The organism is Mycobacterium terramassiliense, from assembly GCF_900157385.1.
Taxonomy (GTDB): Bacteria; Actinomycetota; Actinomycetes; order Mycobacteriales; family Mycobacteriaceae; genus Mycobacterium; species Mycobacterium terramassiliense.
On record NZ_LT717699.1, the window covers coordinates 22,604 to 36,894 of the forward strand.

The following is a 14,291-nucleotide window of genomic DNA, read 5'->3' on the forward strand; positions in this document are numbered from 1 at the left end:
CCGGTAAGTTAGGTTCCTGCCCGCGCGAGCGGACCGCGCCAGTGTAGAAGATCGGAGGTGCGCGGGCGGTGACGACCGAGCCCGATGCCGACCCGGGGCCGCCGCGCGCCGTCCTGATCGCCGCGGTCGCGCTGGCCGTCGTGGCGATCGGCGTGATCCTGGCGGTCGCGGCGACCCGCCAGGCGCCGCCGCCACCGGTTGCCGTCCCCGCCGCCCCGGCGCCGCACGCGTCCGACGGCGCGTGCCGGTCACTGGCCGGCGCGCTACCGCAGCGGCTCGGGGACTATCAGCGCGCCGCGCTGGCGCAGCCGGCCCCCGAGGGCGCGGCGGCCTGGCGGGCCGGGTCCGGCGGCGAGCCGGTGGTGTTGCGCTGCGGGCTGGACCGCCCGAGCGAGTTCGTGGTCGGGTCTCCGATCCAGATCGTCGATCGGGTGCAGTGGTTCCAGGTTTCGGCCGACCAGCAATCCGCCGGCGACGCGGGCAGGTCCACCTGGTACGCGGTCGACCGTCCCGTGTATGTGGCCCTCACGCTGCCCTCGGGATCGGGGCCGACACCCATCCAGCAGCTCTCCGACGTGATCGACCACACCATGGCGGCCGTGCCCATCGACCCGGGCCCCCCGCGCTAGGCCGGCCCGCTCCCCCGCGCTAGGTCGATGGCGGCGACCCGCCACGCCCGGCAACGCCGCCCTCGCGATCACCGCTAGCGCGATGGCGGCGACCCGCCACGCCCGGCAACGCCGCGCTCGCGATCGCCGCTAGCCCGATGGCGGCGACCCGCCACGCCCGGCAACGCCGCGCTCGCGATCGCCGCTAGCCCGATGGCGGCGACCCGCCACGCCCGGCAACGCCGCGCTCGCGATCGCCGCTAGCGCAGGCCCACGCCGCGAGCCAACGCCGTCTGCACCATGGTCGCCAGCAGGGTGGGATAGTCGACGCCGCTGGCCGCCCACATCCTCGGGTACATCGAGATGGTGGTGAACCCCGGCATCGTGTTGATCTCGTTGATGATGGGGCCGTCCTCGGTCAAAAAGAAATCGACCCGGGCCAGCCCCTGGCAATCGATGGCCTTGAACGCCCGAATCGCCAACTGGCGCACCGCATCAGCGACATCGTCGTCGACCTTCGCGGGCACGTCCAGTTCGGCCGCGTCGTCGAGGTATTTCGTCGCGAAGTCGTAGAAGGAGTCCTCGCGGCCCCGCACCCCGACCACCCGGATCTCGCCCAACGTGCTGGCTTCGACTGTGCCGTCCGGCATTTCGAGGACGCCACACTCCAGCTCGCGACCGCTGATCGCGGCCTCGACGATCACCTTCGGATCGTGCCGTCGCGCGTTGGCCACCGCCGCGGGCAGCTCGTCCCAGCTCGCGACCCGGCTGACCCCGATCGAGGAACCGCCCCGCGCGGGTTTGACGAACACCGGCAAACCGAGCCGCTCGCGCTCCTCGAGATCCAGGGCCGACCGCGGGGCCCGCAGCACCGCGTGCGCGCCGACCGGAAGTCCTTCGGCGACAAGGAGCTTCTTGGTGAATTCCTTGTCCATGCCCGCGGCGCTGGCCAGCACGCCGGCGCCGACGTACGGCACGCCGGCGAGTTCGAGCAGCCCCTGAATGGTGCCGTCCTCGCCGTAGGCGCCGTGCAGCACGGGAAACACCACGTCGACCGACGCCAGGACGTCACTCGCGCCGGGCTGAAGCGACACCAGTTGACCGCTGCGCCGCGGGTCGGCCGTCAGGGCCAGCTCGGTGCCCGATTCGGCGGTCACCTCGGGCAGCCGCCGGTCGCTGATCGCCAACGCGTCCGGGTCCCCGTCGGTGAGCACCCACGAGCCCTCCGGGGTGATGCCGACCGCGACCACCTCGAAACGCTGCGGGTCGAGATTGCGCAGGATGCTGCCCGCCGACACGCAGGAGATGGCGTGCTCGTTGCTGCGCCCGCCGAAGACGACGGCGACGCGCACGCGCTCGCTGGGGCTCACAACCTTCAGAGGCTACCGGGTGCGGGGCTCCCGGGTCGGATCCCGAGCCGCTAGCTGCGGTTTTGCCGGCTCGTGCGCCTCATTCGGGCTTGGTGCTGCGACCGAGCAGCAGCGCCATCGCCTCGTCCACCGACAACCCCTTGTGGCACACCCGGTGCACCGCGTCGGTGAGCGGCATTTCGACGTCGTAACTGGAGGCCAGCGCGAGCACCGCCTCGCAGGACGTCACCCCCTCGACGACGTGCCCGTGTCCCGCCTCCGTGGCCGACTCCATGGTCCCGCCGCGGCCCAGGCGTTCGCCGAAGGACCGGTTGCGCGAATGCGGCGAGGTGCACGTGGCGACCAGGTCACCCACGCCCGCCAGTCCGGCCAGCGTGGCGCCCTTGGCGCCGAGGGCGATCCCCAGCCGCATGATCTCCGCCAATCCCCGGGTGATGATCGCCGCCGCGGTGTTCTCGCCGAGCCCGACGCCGGCGGCCATCCCGCACGCGAGCGCGATGACGTTCTTGCACGCCCCGCCGATCTCGGTGCCCACCACATCGCTGTTGGTATAAGGACGGAAGTACCCACTGTTGAGCATCCGCTGCACCGCGACCGCCCGGCCGGAGTCGCTGCACGCGATGACCGTCGCGGTCGGCTGGCATTCGGCGATCTCGCTGGCCAAGTTCGGCCCCGAGATGACCGCGACCTGCGCCGGGTCCACGCCGGTCACCGAAATGATCACCTGGCTCATGCGCATGAGCGTGCCCAGCTCGATGCCCTTGGCGAGGCTGACCAGGGTCGCGCCGTCGGCCACCAGCGGCGCCCACCGCTCGAGGTTGCCACGCATCGTCTGCGCCGGAACCCCGAGCAGCACCGTCGTCACACCGGCCAGCGCATCACCGGCGTCGACGGTGGCACGGATGCCCGGCGGCAACGGGGTGCCGGGCAAATAGTCGGGGTTGTACCGGGTGGCGTTGATCTCGTCGGCGACCTCGGATCGCCGGGCCCACAGCACCACCTCCTGCCCGGCATCGGCCAGCACCTTGGCCAGCGCCGTGCCCCAGGCACCGGCGCCCATCACCGCAATGGCGCCCTCTGAACCGGCCATCTGCCATCCCCGTCTGTCGGTGTCGTCCCGTCGGTGTCGTCGCTGTGCCGTCACGCTACCGTGGCGCCCGGCCGCCGCGGTCGCGCTGGCAGGATGGCCCCATGAGCGGCACACGGCCCGACGGTGCGGGCGACGGCGCCGGCGACGTGGCGTTGATCATCGCCGTCAAGCGGTTGGCCGCCGCCAAGACCCGGCTGGCGCCGGTGTTCTCGGCGCGGACCCGCGAGCGGGTGGTGCTGGCCATGCTGATCGACACGCTGACCGCCGCGTCCGGCGTTGCCGCGCTGGGCTCGATCACCGTCATCACGCCCGACGACGCCGCGGCGGCCGCCGCCGCCGGGCTGGGCGCCGGCGTGCTCGCCGATCCGACGCCCGACGGCAATAGCGATCCGCTCAACAACGCGATCGCCACCGCGGAACGCGCCGTGTCCGGATCCTTCGCCAATATCGTTGTCCTGCAAGGTGATTTGCCGGCGCTGCAGACCCAGGAGCTGGCCGAGGCGATCGCCGCCGCGCGCCACCACCGGCGCAGTTTCGTCGCCGACCGGTTGGCGACGGGAACCGCCGCGCTGTGCGCGTTCGGGGCCCCGCTGGATCCGCAGTTCGGGCCGGATTCGTGCGCGCGGCACCGTCGTTCGGGCGCGATCGAGCTGACGGGCGCGTGGCCCGGCCTGCGCTGCGACGTCGACACGCCCGCCGACCTGACGGCCGCCCGCCGCCTGGGGGTCGGGTCCGCGACGGCCCGGGCCGTCACGCAGCACTGATCCGGGCGCGACGGCGAAAACTGTACGCACGGTGAACTGCGCGCCAACGGGCGATGGATGTCCGTCGGGCGCTAGCAGCACCAGCGGGAATGAGCAATGATCGCAGGGTGACCGAAATCGAAGCCGAGGCGCGCCTCGAAGAATCCGCGTGGCAAACCAACGACTCGGCCGTGGGCGCGCCGCCTGCCGCAACCCCGGCCGCGATCGATGACGTGCTGCCGGAGGACCGCTACCTCAATCGCGAGCTGAGCTGGCTGGATTTCAACGCGCGCGTGCTCGCCTTGGCGGACGACAACTCTCTGCCGTTGCTGGAGCGCGCGAAGTTCTTGGCGATCTTCGCCTCCAATCTCGACGAGTTCTACATGGTTCGGGTGGCCGGCCTCAAGCGCCGCGACGAGATGGGGCTGTCCGTGCGCTCGGCCGACGGCCTGACGCCGCGCGAGCAACTGGCCCTCATCGGCGAGCACACGCAGCGGATCGCGACCCGGCACGCGCGCGTGTTCCTCGATTCGGTGGAGCCGGCGCTGGCCGCCGAAGGCATCCACATCGTCACGTGGGCCGATCTGGATCAGGATGAGCGCGACGAACTGTCGACGTACTTCCACGAGCAGGTCTTCCCGGTGCTGACGCCGTTGGCCGTCGACCCCGCCCACCCCTTCCCCTTCGTCAGCGGGTTGAGTTTGAACCTGGCGGTCATGGTGCGCCAGCCCGAGGACGGCGGCCAGCACTTCGCCCGCGTCAAGGTGCCCAACAACGTCGATCGCTTCGTCGAACTCCAGAACCACCGCGACGCGGAGGGCGGCGCCGAAGGGCCCACCATAATCCGCTACCTGCCAATGGAAGAACTGATCGCGGCCTTTCTGCCGGTGCTCTTCCCCGGCATGGAGATCGTGCAGCATCACGCGTTCCGCATCACCCGCAACGCCGACTACGAGGTCGAAGAGGACCGCGACGAAGACCTGCTGCAGGCGCTGGAGCGAGAGCTGGCGCGCCGCCGGTTCGGTTCGCCGGTCCGACTCGAGATCGCCGATGACATGACAGAGAGCATGCTGGAGTTGCTCCTTCGCGAACTCGACGTGAACCCCGGTGACGTCATCGAGGTGCCCGGGCTGCTCGATCTGTCGTCGTTGTGGCAGATATACGGACTGGACCGCCCGGCGCTCAAAGACCCGGCCTTCGTTCCGGCCACCAGCCCCGCCTTCGTCGACCGCGAAACACCGAGGAGCATCTTCGCGACGCTGCGCGAAGGCGATGTGCTGCTTCATCATCCGTACGAGTCGTTCTCCACCAGCGTGCAGCGATTCATCGAGCAGGCCGCCGCCGATCCCAACGTGCTGGCGATCAAGCAGACGTTGTACCGCACCTCCGGTGACTCGCCGATCGTTCGCGCACTCATCAACGCCGCCGAGGCCGGAAAGCAAGTGGTGGCAATGGTGGAGATCAAGGCGCGCTTCGACGAGCAGGCCAACATCCGCTGGGCGCGCGAGCTGGAGCAGGCGGGCGTGCATGTGGTTTACGGGTATGTGGGGCTCAAGACGCACTGCAAGACCTGCCTGGTGGTGCGCCGCGAGGGCCCAACGATCCGGCGGTACTGCCACATCGGGACCGGCAACTACAACGGCAAGACGGCGCGGCTGTACGAGGACGTCGGACTGCTCACCGCCTCTCCCGAAATCGGGGCCGACCTGACCGACCTGTTCAATTCGCTCACCGGATACTCGCGGAAGGTGTCCTACCGCAACCTGTTGGTGGCCCCGCACAGCATCCGCACCGGCATCATCGAACGCGTCGAGCGCGAGATCGCCGCCCACCGCGACGGCGGTGGGGGACGCATCAGGATGAAGATGAATGCCCTGGTCGACGAGCAGGTCATCGACGCGCTCTACCGCGCGTCCCGCGCCGGCGTGCGCGTGGAGATCGTGGTGCGCGGCATCTGCGCGCTGCGCCCGGGCGCGGAAGGGTTTTCGGAGAACATCTCGGTCCGTTCGATCCTCGGCCGATTCCTGGAGCACTCGCGGATCATGCATTTCGGCCGCATCAACGAGTTCTGGATCGGCAGTGCCGACATGATGCACCGCAACCTCGACCGACGCGTCGAAGCGCTGGTTCAGGTCAAGGACCCCAGGCTCACGGCGTACCTGGACGACTTGTTCGAGTCCGCGCTGAACCCGTCCACCCGGTGCTGGGAGCTCGGCGCCGACGGGCAGTGGATCGCGGCGCCGCGGGAGGGCCACACGGTGCGCGACCATCAGGAATCGCTGATGGAGCTGCACCGGAGCGCCTGAGGATATGTGGTAGCTTTCCTGGTCGCGCCCACGGCCGTGCGTACCTCGCCGAATTGACCTGCAGGAGTTGAGTTGCCAACCCAGAACTCGTCCGCCAATCGGCGCTCGGGGAGTCGGGTCGTGTACGCGGCGGGCGCCGTGCTGTGGCGGCCCGGGGAATCCGGCAACCCCGGCCTCGAGGTCGCCGTCATCCATCGCCCCCGATACGACGACTGGTCACTGCCCAAGGGCAAGGTGGACCCCGGCGAGACGGCGCCGGTCGCGGCGGTGCGAGAGGTGTTAGAGGAGACCGGTCATGGCGCCGTCCTCGGCCGGCGGCTGGACGTGGTGAGCTACCCGATCGAGCAGGGCGTCAAGAAGGTGCACTACTGGTCGGCGCGCAGCACGGGCGGCGAATTCACACCGGGCAGCGAGGTCGACGAACTCCTCTGGTTGCCGCTCGCCGAAGCCAAGGACAGACTCACCTACCCACACGACCGAAAGATGCTGCGCCACTTCGCAAAACAGCCCGCCGACACGCAAACGGTGCTGGTGGTCCGGCACGGCACCGCCGGCAGAAAGTCACGCTTCAAAGGCGACGACACCCAACGACCGCTGGATAAGCGGGGACGCGCGCAGGCGGAAGCCCTGGTGCCACAACTGCTCGCCTTCGGCGCCTCCGACGTGTACGCCGCCGACCGGCTCCGCTGTCACCAGACGGTCGAACCGCTCGCCGCAGAGCTCGGTGTGAGCGTGCACAACGAACCCGCCCTCACCGAGGAGTCCTACGCCAAGAACCCCAAGCGCGCCCGCCACCGGATGCTCGGCATCGCCCAGGAGGCCCGCACCCCGGTGATTTGCACGCAGGGCAAGGTGATTCCGGACCTGATCGCCTGGTGGTGCGAACGCGACGGAGTGCGCGCCGATAAATCCCGCAACCACAAGGGCAGTACGTGGGTGCTGTCCCTATCCGGCGGCCGGCTGGTGTCCGCCGACCACATCGGCGGCGCACTGGCCGCCAACGTGCGGGCCTGACACGCGAATACCCCCCGGGTGGCGTTGCTGCCACCCCGAAGGGTATCCGCGTATCGGAACCTGTTACCGGCGGCCGCGCCGCGCGGTGGCCTTCTTGGCCGGAGCCTTCCGAGCCGGAGCCTTGCTCGCGGCCTTCTTGGCCGGCGCCCTCTTCACCGCGGCCTTCTTGGCGGGAGCCTTCTTCACCGCGGCCTTCTTGGCGGGAGCCTTCTTCACCGCGGCCTTCTTGGCGGGAGCCTTCTTCACCGCGGCCTTCTTGGCCGGAGCCTTCTTCACCGCGGCCTTCTTGGCCGGAGCCTTCTTAGCGGCGGCCTTCTTGGCCGGAGCCTTGCTCGCGGCCTTCTTGGCCGGAGCCTTCTTCGCGGCCTTCTTGGCCGCACCGCCTGCCACAACACCACGCTTCACTGCTGGTCCTTCCGACGGGAGGCGCTGCGCGCCAGACACAACCGCTTTAAATTGGGCACCGGGCCGGAACGCGGGAACCGATGTCGGCTTTACCTTTACCGTCTCGCCGGTACGCGGATTGCGGGCCACGCGCGCCGCGCGCCGCCGCTGTTCGAACACACCGAACCCGGTAATGGTGACGCTGTCGCCCTTGTGCACCGCGCGCACAATGGTGTCGACGACATTCTCGACGGCAGCGGTCGCCTGTCGACGGTCCGAGCCCAATTTCTGTGTGAGCACATCTATGAGCTCTGCTTTGTTCATCCAAACCCTCCGAAGCTAGTGGTCCTCGTTTTGGGAACCGACTAGTGGACACGGTAAACCCTCACCCAGCAAATTTCCAAGAGCCACGCGCAATTTCGCCGACCGAACGGCGAAACTTTTCGCAATCCGGTTGCCGCCCTTGACCGGTGGCGGGACCGGGAAATCGGCCGGGTTAGTTAGCCGACCGAGAAGAAAATCGGCACCGATCGACCGTTCAGGAGGCGGCCGTAGTGCGCGGTTTCCACTCCGGGCGCGCCGCCTCGAAGCTCTCAATGTTGTCAAGTTTCCGCAGCGTAAGGGCTATATCGTCGAGACCCTCCAGTAGCCGGTAGGCCGTATGGTCGTCAATCTTGAACGGCAGCACCGTCGTTCCGGCGGTGATATTTCGATCTTGAAGATTGGCAGTGATTTCCAAGCCCGGGCTGCCCTCGATGAGCTTCCAAAGGAGTTCGACGCCGTCCTGAGAAACTTCGGCGGCCAGCAGGCCCGCCTTGCCGGCGTTGCCCCGAAAAATGTCACCGAATCGAGACGAGATGACCACCCGGAACCCGTAGTCCATCAGCGCCCACACCGCGTGCTCGCGCGACGACCCCGTGCCGAAATCGGGCCCGGCGACCAGAACCGAGCCGCGGTCAAAGGGGCTGAGGTTGAGCACGAATGAGGGATCGGAACGCCACGTGGCGAACAAGCCGTCCTCGAAACCGGTTCGGGTAACGCGTTTCAAAAATACGGCGGGAATGATCTGATCGGTGTCGACATTGGACCGTCGCAGCGGCACGCCGATACCCGTGTGGGTGCGAAAGGCTTCCATTTTCGTCCTCGATTCGAAGTCAGTTGGAGTGCAAGTCAGCCGGCGCGGACAGCCTGCCCCGGACCGCCGTTGCGGCGGCGACGGCCGGCGACACCAGGTGCGTGCGGCCCCCTTTGCCCTGCCGCCCTTCAAAGTTGCGGTTGGACGTCGCGGCGCACCGCTCGCCCGGCGAAAGCTGATCGGGGTTCATGCCCAGGCACATCGAGCATCCGGCCTGACGCCACTCCGCGCCGGCGGCCGTGAAGATCTCACCCAGCCCTTCGGCCTCCGCCTGTGCGCGCACCCGCATGGAACCCGGCACCACCAGCATTCGCACCCCCTGGGCGACCTTGCGTCCGCGCAACACGTCGGCCACCACGCGCAGGTCTTCGATACGACCGTTGGTACAAGAACCGACGAACACGGCGTCGACGCCGATATCGCGCATCGGCGTGCCGGGTCGAAGGTCCATGTACGCCAAGGCTTTCTCGGCGGCCTGTCGCTCGCCGTCATCCCCGATCAGTTCGGGATCGGGCACGGCCGCGTCCAGCGGCACCCCCTGGCCGGGGTTGGTCCCCCACGTGACGAACGGACTCAGCGAGGCCGCGTCGAGATGGACCTCGGTGTCGAAGGCGGCGCCGGGGTCGGTGCGCAGCCGCTGCCAGTACTCGACGGCGGCATCCCATTGCGCGCCGGTGGGCGCGTGCGGGCGCCCACGCAGGAATTCGTAAGTGGTGTCGTCGGGCGCCACCATGCCCGCCCGGGCGCCGGCCTCGATGCTCATGTTGCAGACCGTCATCCGGCCTTCCATGGACAGCGATTCGATGGCACTGCCCCGGTATTCGATGACGTGACCCTGCCCGCCACCGGTGCCGATCTTCGCGATCAGCGCGAGGATGATGTCCTTGGCGGTCACGCCTGGGGGCAACGTGCCGTCGACATTGACCGCCATCGTCTTGAAGGGCCGCAACGGCAGGGTCTGGGTGGCCAGCACGTGTTCGACCTCCGAGGTGCCAATCCCCATGGCCAGCGCGCCAAATGCGCCGTGCGTGGACGTGTGACTGTCGCCACAGACGATCGTCATGCCCGGCTGGGTGAGGCCCAGTTGCGGACCGACGACATGCACGATGCCCTGATCGATGTCGCCCATCGGGTAGAGCCGGACGCCGAATTCCGCGCAGTTGCGCCGCAAGGTCTCGACCTGGGTGCGCGAGATCGGGTCGGCGATCGGCTTGTCGATGCCGACGGTGGGCACGTTGTGGTCCTCGGTGGCCAGCGTCAGGTCGGGTCGTCGCACCGGGCGGCCGGCCAGGCGCAGCCCGTCGAAAGCCTGCGGGCTGGTGACCTCGTGCACCAAATGCAGATCGATGTAGATCAGGTCGGGGGCGCCTGCCTGTTCGGATTCGCCCCCTCGCACCACAACGTGGTCCTCCCAGACCTTTTCGGCCAGGGTGCGCGGTTTGTCGGATCCCATCTTGAATTCGCCTCTGTTCGGTCTTTCGCTGTATCTCAGAATATGAGACACTAGTATCTCCTTATGAGACAGCATAGCGGCATCGGCGTCCTGGACAAAGCGGTGGTTGTGCTGCACACGATCGCGGAATCCCCCTGCGGTTTGGCCGAACTGTGCGAGCGGACCGGGCTGCCCCGGGCGACCGCCTACCGGCTGGCCGCCGCCCTGGAGGTCCATCGGCTGCTCGCGCGCGACGACGCGGGGCGCTGGGGCTTGGGCCCGGCGGTCACCGAACTGGCGGCCCGGGTCAACGACCCGCTGCTGGCCGCGAGCGCGTCGGTGCTGCCCGCGTTGCGTGAGACCACCGGCGAGAGCATTCAGCTCTATCGACGCGAGGGCACCTCGCGGGTCTGCGTGGCCGCCCTGGAACCGGCTGCGGGTCTTCGCGATACGGTTCCGGTCGGCGCGCGGCTACCGATGACGGCGGGTTCCGGGGCCAAGGTGCTGCTCGCCTATGCCGACACCGCCACCCAGAAGGCCGTACTGCCGGCGGCGAAATTCACCGACCGGACGCTGGCCGACGTGCGCCGGCGCGGCTGGGCGCAAAGCGTCGCCGAGCGCGAGCCCGGTGTGGCCAGCGTGTCGGCGCCGGTGCGCGACAACCGCGGCGTCGTCGTCGCCGCAATCTCGGTGTCGGGCCCCGTCGACCGGATCGGCCGGCGCCCGGGGGCCCGCTGGGCCGCCGATCTGCTGTCCGCCGCCGAAGCGCTCACCCGCCGGATGTAGGCACTGTGTCGCCCGCGGCGGCGGCTTTGGTGTGCGCCCACGGCTCTGCGCGTGCCCGCACGGCGCCCACACCGCACGATCTCCACCCTGCGTTCACACCGAAGGCCCGCAGTGCACACTCGACGCCGTCGCCCCCTGAGCGCACACCCCGAAACGCCACCACCGCACACCCAACCGCGCACCGCCTGACACACTGACCGCCATGGGAACCAATCAGCGCGCGAGCATCGTCATGTCCGAAGACGAGATCGCCGACTTCGTCGTGAAGAGCCGCACCGGCACGCTGGCCACCGTCGGCCCCGACGGCCAGCCGCACTTGACCGCGATGTGGTACGCCGTCGTCGACGGCGAGATCTGGCTCGAGACCAAGGCCAAGTCGCAGAAGGCGGTCAACCTCACGCGGGATCCTCGGGTGAGCTTTTTGATCGAGGACGGCGACACCTACGACACGCTGCGCGGGGTGTCGTTCGAGGGCGTCGCCGAGATCGTCGACGACCCGGAGGTCTCGCACCGTGTCGGCGTCAGCGTGTTCGAGCGCTACACCGGTCCCTACAGCGACGAGATGAAGCCGTTCGTCGAGCAGATGATGAACAAGCGGGTCTGCGTGCGCATCGTCGCCCGCCGCGCGCGCTCGTGGGATCACCGCAAGCTCGGGTTGCCGCAGATGCCGGTGGGCGGATCGACCGCGCCGGCCGCGCTGCGGACCGGCCAATAGACATTTGTAGCCCCGATGGGATTCGAACCCACGCTACCGCCGTGAGAGGGCGGCGTCCTAGGCCGCTAGACGACGGGGCCAGAACCGATCCGAGCAGCCAGCATAGCTCACCTCAGAAAGGCGACCTAATCGCTGAGCATGCTGCATCCAAAACCTCTCTAGTGCTGGGGTACCAGGACTCGAACCTAGAATGGCTGAACCAGAATCAGCTGTGTTGCCAATTACACCATACCCCATCGGCGACCTAAAACCGCTGGTCACAACGGTTTTGCGGGGCGTCCCGCAACCGCTGCGGCCAACCGTTGCCGGCCTTTGTAAACCGCAGTGCAGACTACCAAAAACCTAGACCGCGCCGTCGCGCGCGGCCCGCAACCGCGCCATGCTCCGGTCGCGGCCCAGCAGTTCCAGTGATTCGAACAACGGTGGGCTGATCGTCGTTCCCGTCACGGCGACCCGAATCGGACCAAACGCCTTGCGCGGTTTGAGTCCGAGGTTTTCGACGAGCGCGGTCTTCAGCGCGTGCTCGATGTCGGCCGTGGTCCAGCCCGCCACGCCGTCCAGCGCGGTCAGCGCCGCGTCCAACACCGCGATGCCGTCCGGGCCGAGCTCCTTGGCGGCGGCCTTGGGGTCGATCGCGTATTCGTCGTCGTTGAAAAACTTCAGCAGGTCCCACGCGTCGGCGAGGACCACGATGCGCGTCTGCACCAGCTCGGCGGCGGTGGCGAATCCGGCATCATCCAGCCCGGTCTGATGGCCGTGGGCGTTCAGGAACTCGCGCAGCCTGGCGGCGAAGTCGCCGGCGTCCAGCATCCGGATGTGCTCGGCGTTCAGCGCGTCGGCCTTCTTCTGGTCAAACCGGGCCGGGTTCGAATTGACGTCGACGACGTCGAAAGCCCCCACCATTTCGTCGAGGGTGAACACGTCGTGGTCGTCGGCGATCGCCCAGCCCAGCAGCGCAAGGTAATTCAGCAACCCCTCCGGGATGAAGCCCCGGTCGCGGTGGGCGAACAGGTTGGACTGCGGGTCGCGCTTGGAGAGCTTCTTGGTGCCCTCCCCCAACACCGTTGGCAGATGCGCGAATTGTGGGGTGCGTTCGGCGACCCCGATCCGGATCATCGCCTGATAGAGGGCGAGCTGGCGCGGGGTCGACGGCAGCAGGTCCTCGCCGCGCAACACGTGGGTGATCTTCATCAGCGCGTCGTCGACCGGGTTGACCAAGGTGTACAACGGTTCTCCGTTGGCGCGGGTCAGCGCGAAATCGGGGATGGTGCCCGCCGCGAACGTTGTGGTTCCGCGCACCATGTCGTCCCAGCCGAGGTCTTCGTCGGGCATCCGCAGGCGCACCACCGGCTGCCGGCCCTCGGCGAGAAAGGCCGCGCGCTGCGAATCGGTGAGCTGCCGATCGAAGTTGTCGTAGCCCAGCTTGGGATTACGGCCGGCCGCGATGTGGCGGGCCTCGACCTCCTCCGGGGTGGAGAAGGCGTAGTAGGCCTCCCCGGCCTCGAGCAGCCTGGCCACCACGTCGCGATAGATCTCGACGCGCAGCGACTGGCGGTACGGGCCGTAGGGGCCGCCGACCTCGGGGCCCTCGTCCCAGTCGAGGCCGAGCCAGCGCAGCGCGTCGAGCAGCGCCAGGTAGCTTTCCTCGGTGTCGCGCTGGGAGTCGGTGTCCTCGATGCGAAAGACGAAGGTACCGCCGGTGTGTCGGGCGTAGGCCCAGTTGAACAGCGCGGTGCGGACCATCCCGACGTGCGGGGTGCCGGTCGGCGACGGGCAGAATCGGACTCGTACGGTCACGACTTTCCTTTGCGGACAACGGGGTTGACGAGGCTGCCGATGCCCTCGATCGTGATCGAGACCGTGTCGCCGTCCTCGATGGGACCGACGCCCGCGGGTGTTCCGGTCAGGATGAGATCGCCCGGCAGCAGGGTCATCACCGCCGAGATCCACTCCACGATGGCGCCGACGTCGTGAATCATCAGCGAGGTGCGGCTGTGTTGCTTCACCTCGCCGTTGACCTCGGTGCGCAGTTCGAGGTCCGCCGGATCGACGTCGGTGACGATCCACGGCCCGACCGGGCAGAAGGTGTCATGGCCCTTGGCGCGAGTCCATTGGCCGTCGGCCTGTTGTTGGTCGCGCGCCGAGACGTCGTTGCCGATGGTGTAGCCGAGGATGTTGTCGGCGGCCTGAGCGGCGGGCACGTCCTTGCACGGCCGGCCGATCACCGCGGCCAGCTCGCCCTCGAAGTGCACCGGTGAGGCGTTGGCGGGCAACCGGATCGGTACGTTCGGGCCGATGATGGCGGTGTTCGGTTTGAGGAAGATGATCGGATCCGCCGCCGCCGGGCCGGTCGCGAAGCTGCTCATCTCGGCGATGTGATCGGCGTAATTCTTGCCGACGCAGACCACCTTGCCGGCCAGTATCGGGGCCAGCAACCGCACGTCGGCCAGCGGCCAGGAGCGGCCGGTGAAGTTCGGCGTGCCGAACGGGTGCTCGGCGATCTCCCGCACGATCATCCCGGCGGGATCCTCCAGCTCGCCCTCGATGCTGACGAACGCGACACCGTCCGGGCTGGCGATTCGACCAAGGCGCATTCGTTGCAGCCTAGTAGTCGTTTTCAGAGTTACCGCGGCCGGTGTCGGCCCTGTGCAAGCATGGATTGATGCCGAAGGGCGACGCCACGCTCAGCGCGGGAGCGCGCTGGACGG

13 protein-coding genes and 2 tRNA genes are annotated in these 14,291 nt (G+C 68.5%); 6 read left to right on the forward strand and 9 right to left on the reverse strand.

Translation table 11 applies throughout. The annotated features are described in order from the left end of the window. Window positions 1-68 precede the first annotated feature (68 nt). Window positions 69-629, forward strand: coding sequence for a DUF3515 domain-containing protein (locus tag MTAB308_RS04185; protein WP_077098247.1), 561 nt, complete (start codon window positions 69-71; stop codon window positions 627-629). 239 nt (window positions 630-868) lie between these two features. Here MTAB308_RS04185 and MTAB308_RS04195 read toward each other — a convergent pair whose 3' ends face one another. Both MTAB308_RS04195 and MTAB308_RS04200 read right to left on the reverse strand, forming a co-directional pair. After that, window positions 869-1,978 carry a D-alanine--D-alanine ligase family protein gene (locus MTAB308_RS04195; protein WP_077098248.1) on the reverse strand — a complete coding sequence of 370 codons (1,110 nt, stop codon included), beginning with the start codon at window positions 1,976-1,978 and terminating at the stop codon, window positions 869-871. A gap of 79 nt (window positions 1,979-2,057) precedes the next feature. Beyond that, window positions 2,058-3,068: an NAD(P)H-dependent glycerol-3-phosphate dehydrogenase gene (locus tag MTAB308_RS04200; protein WP_077098251.1), complete on the reverse strand. Its 1,011-nt coding sequence runs from the start codon at window positions 3,066-3,068 to the stop codon at window positions 2,058-2,060. A gap of 101 nt (window positions 3,069-3,169) precedes the next feature. Between MTAB308_RS04200 and cofC the strand changes: the two genes are divergently transcribed. The 3 genes from cofC to mutT1 all read left to right on the forward strand — a co-directional run bounded on the left by cofC (window position 3,170) and on the right by mutT1 (window position 7,131). Next, window positions 3,170-3,832 (forward strand): 2-phospho-L-lactate guanylyltransferase, encoded by a 663-nt coding sequence (gene cofC, locus MTAB308_RS04205; RefSeq protein ID WP_077098253.1) that lies wholly within the window; start codon window positions 3,170-3,172, stop codon window positions 3,830-3,832. Window positions 3,833-3,885: 53 nt separating this feature from the next. Continuing rightward, the gene (locus tag MTAB308_RS04210) at window positions 3,886-6,117 is read left to right on the forward strand and encodes an RNA degradosome polyphosphate kinase (RefSeq protein ID WP_077098255.1); all 2,232 of its coding nucleotides are present in this window, start codon (window positions 3,886-3,888) and stop codon (window positions 6,115-6,117) included. Window positions 6,118-6,189: 72 nt separating this feature from the next. Continuing rightward, the gene (mutT1, locus tag MTAB308_RS04215; RefSeq protein WP_077098257.1) at window positions 6,190-7,131 is read left to right on the forward strand and encodes an 8-oxo-(d)GTP phosphatase MutT1; all 942 of its coding nucleotides are present in this window, start codon (window positions 6,190-6,192) and stop codon (window positions 7,129-7,131) included. A 63-nt stretch (window positions 7,132-7,194) separates the two neighbouring features. Here the strand turns inward: mutT1 and MTAB308_RS04220 are convergent, their stop codons facing one another. From MTAB308_RS04220 to leuC, 3 genes are all read right to left on the reverse strand, one after another. Further along, window positions 7,195-7,839, reverse strand: a complete 645-nt coding sequence (locus MTAB308_RS04220) for an HU family DNA-binding protein (RefSeq protein ID WP_077098260.1) — start codon at window positions 7,837-7,839, stop codon at window positions 7,195-7,197. 214 nt (window positions 7,840-8,053) lie between these two features. Beyond that, entirely contained in the window at window positions 8,054-8,650 is a 597-nt protein-coding gene (gene leuD, locus MTAB308_RS04225; RefSeq protein WP_077098262.1) for a 3-isopropylmalate dehydratase small subunit, read from the reverse strand. A 19-nt stretch (window positions 8,651-8,669) separates the two neighbouring features. Beyond that, window positions 8,670-10,103, reverse strand: a complete 1,434-nt coding sequence (leuC, locus tag MTAB308_RS04230; protein WP_077098264.1) for a 3-isopropylmalate dehydratase large subunit — start codon at window positions 10,101-10,103, stop codon at window positions 8,670-8,672. A 63-nt stretch (window positions 10,104-10,166) separates the two neighbouring features. Here leuC and MTAB308_RS04235 point away from each other — a divergent pair, with 63 nt between their 5' ends. Next, complete coding sequence (locus tag MTAB308_RS04235; RefSeq protein ID WP_077098266.1) at window positions 10,167-10,868, forward strand: IclR family transcriptional regulator; 702 nt, start codon at window positions 10,167-10,169, stop codon at window positions 10,866-10,868. A 202-nt stretch (window positions 10,869-11,070) separates the two neighbouring features. Next, window positions 11,071-11,583 carry a pyridoxamine 5'-phosphate oxidase family protein gene (locus MTAB308_RS04240; protein ID WP_077098268.1) on the forward strand — a complete coding sequence of 171 codons (513 nt, stop codon included), beginning with the start codon at window positions 11,071-11,073 and terminating at the stop codon, window positions 11,581-11,583. Between the two features lie 7 nt (window positions 11,584-11,590). Here MTAB308_RS04240 and MTAB308_RS04245 read toward each other — a convergent pair. From MTAB308_RS04245 to MTAB308_RS04260, 4 genes are all read right to left on the reverse strand, one after another. After that, window positions 11,591-11,663: transfer RNA gene (locus tag MTAB308_RS04245), tRNA-Glu, on the reverse strand. 84 nt (window positions 11,664-11,747) lie between these two features. After that, a tRNA-Gln gene (locus MTAB308_RS04250) sits at window positions 11,748-11,819 on the reverse strand. Between the two features lie 106 nt (window positions 11,820-11,925). Further along, entirely contained in the window at window positions 11,926-13,380 is a 1,455-nt protein-coding gene (gltX, locus tag MTAB308_RS04255) for a glutamate--tRNA ligase (protein WP_077098269.1), read from the reverse strand. Further along, on the reverse strand, window positions 13,377-14,177 hold the full coding sequence (locus MTAB308_RS04260; RefSeq protein WP_077098271.1) for a fumarylacetoacetate hydrolase family protein: 801 nt from the start codon (window positions 14,175-14,177) through the stop codon (window positions 13,377-13,379). The genes gltX and MTAB308_RS04260 overlap by 4 nt, the downstream gene beginning before the upstream one ends. Between the last annotated feature and the right edge of the window lie 114 nt (window positions 14,178-14,291).

Coding starts and splice junctions, on each gene's coding strand:
- MTAB308_RS04260 (WP_077098271.1), bottom strand. CDS start 14,177: ATGCGCCTTGGTCGAATCGCCAGCCCGGACGGTGTCGCGTTCGTCAGC.
- MTAB308_RS04210 (WP_077098255.1), top strand. CDS start 3,886: ATGGATGTCCGTCGGGCGCTAGCAGCACCAGCGGGAATGAGCAATGAT.
- MTAB308_RS04240 (WP_077098268.1), top strand. CDS start 11,071: ATGGGAACCAATCAGCGCGCGAGCATCGTCATGTCCGAAGACGAGATC.
- MTAB308_RS04235 (WP_077098266.1), top strand. CDS start 10,167: ATGAGACAGCATAGCGGCATCGGCGTCCTGGACAAAGCGGTGGTTGTG.
- MTAB308_RS04220 (WP_077098260.1), bottom strand. CDS start 7,839: ATGAACAAAGCAGAGCTCATAGATGTGCTCACACAGAAATTGGGCTCG.
- leuC (WP_077098264.1), bottom strand. CDS start 10,103: ATGGGATCCGACAAACCGCGCACCCTGGCCGAAAAGGTCTGGGAGGAC.
- cofC (WP_077098253.1), top strand. CDS start 3,170: ATGAGCGGCACACGGCCCGACGGTGCGGGCGACGGCGCCGGCGACGTG.
- MTAB308_RS04200 (WP_077098251.1), bottom strand. CDS start 3,068: ATGGCCGGTTCAGAGGGCGCCATTGCGGTGATGGGCGCCGGTGCCTGG.
- leuD (WP_077098262.1), bottom strand. CDS start 8,650: ATGGAAGCCTTTCGCACCCACACGGGTATCGGCGTGCCGCTGCGACGG.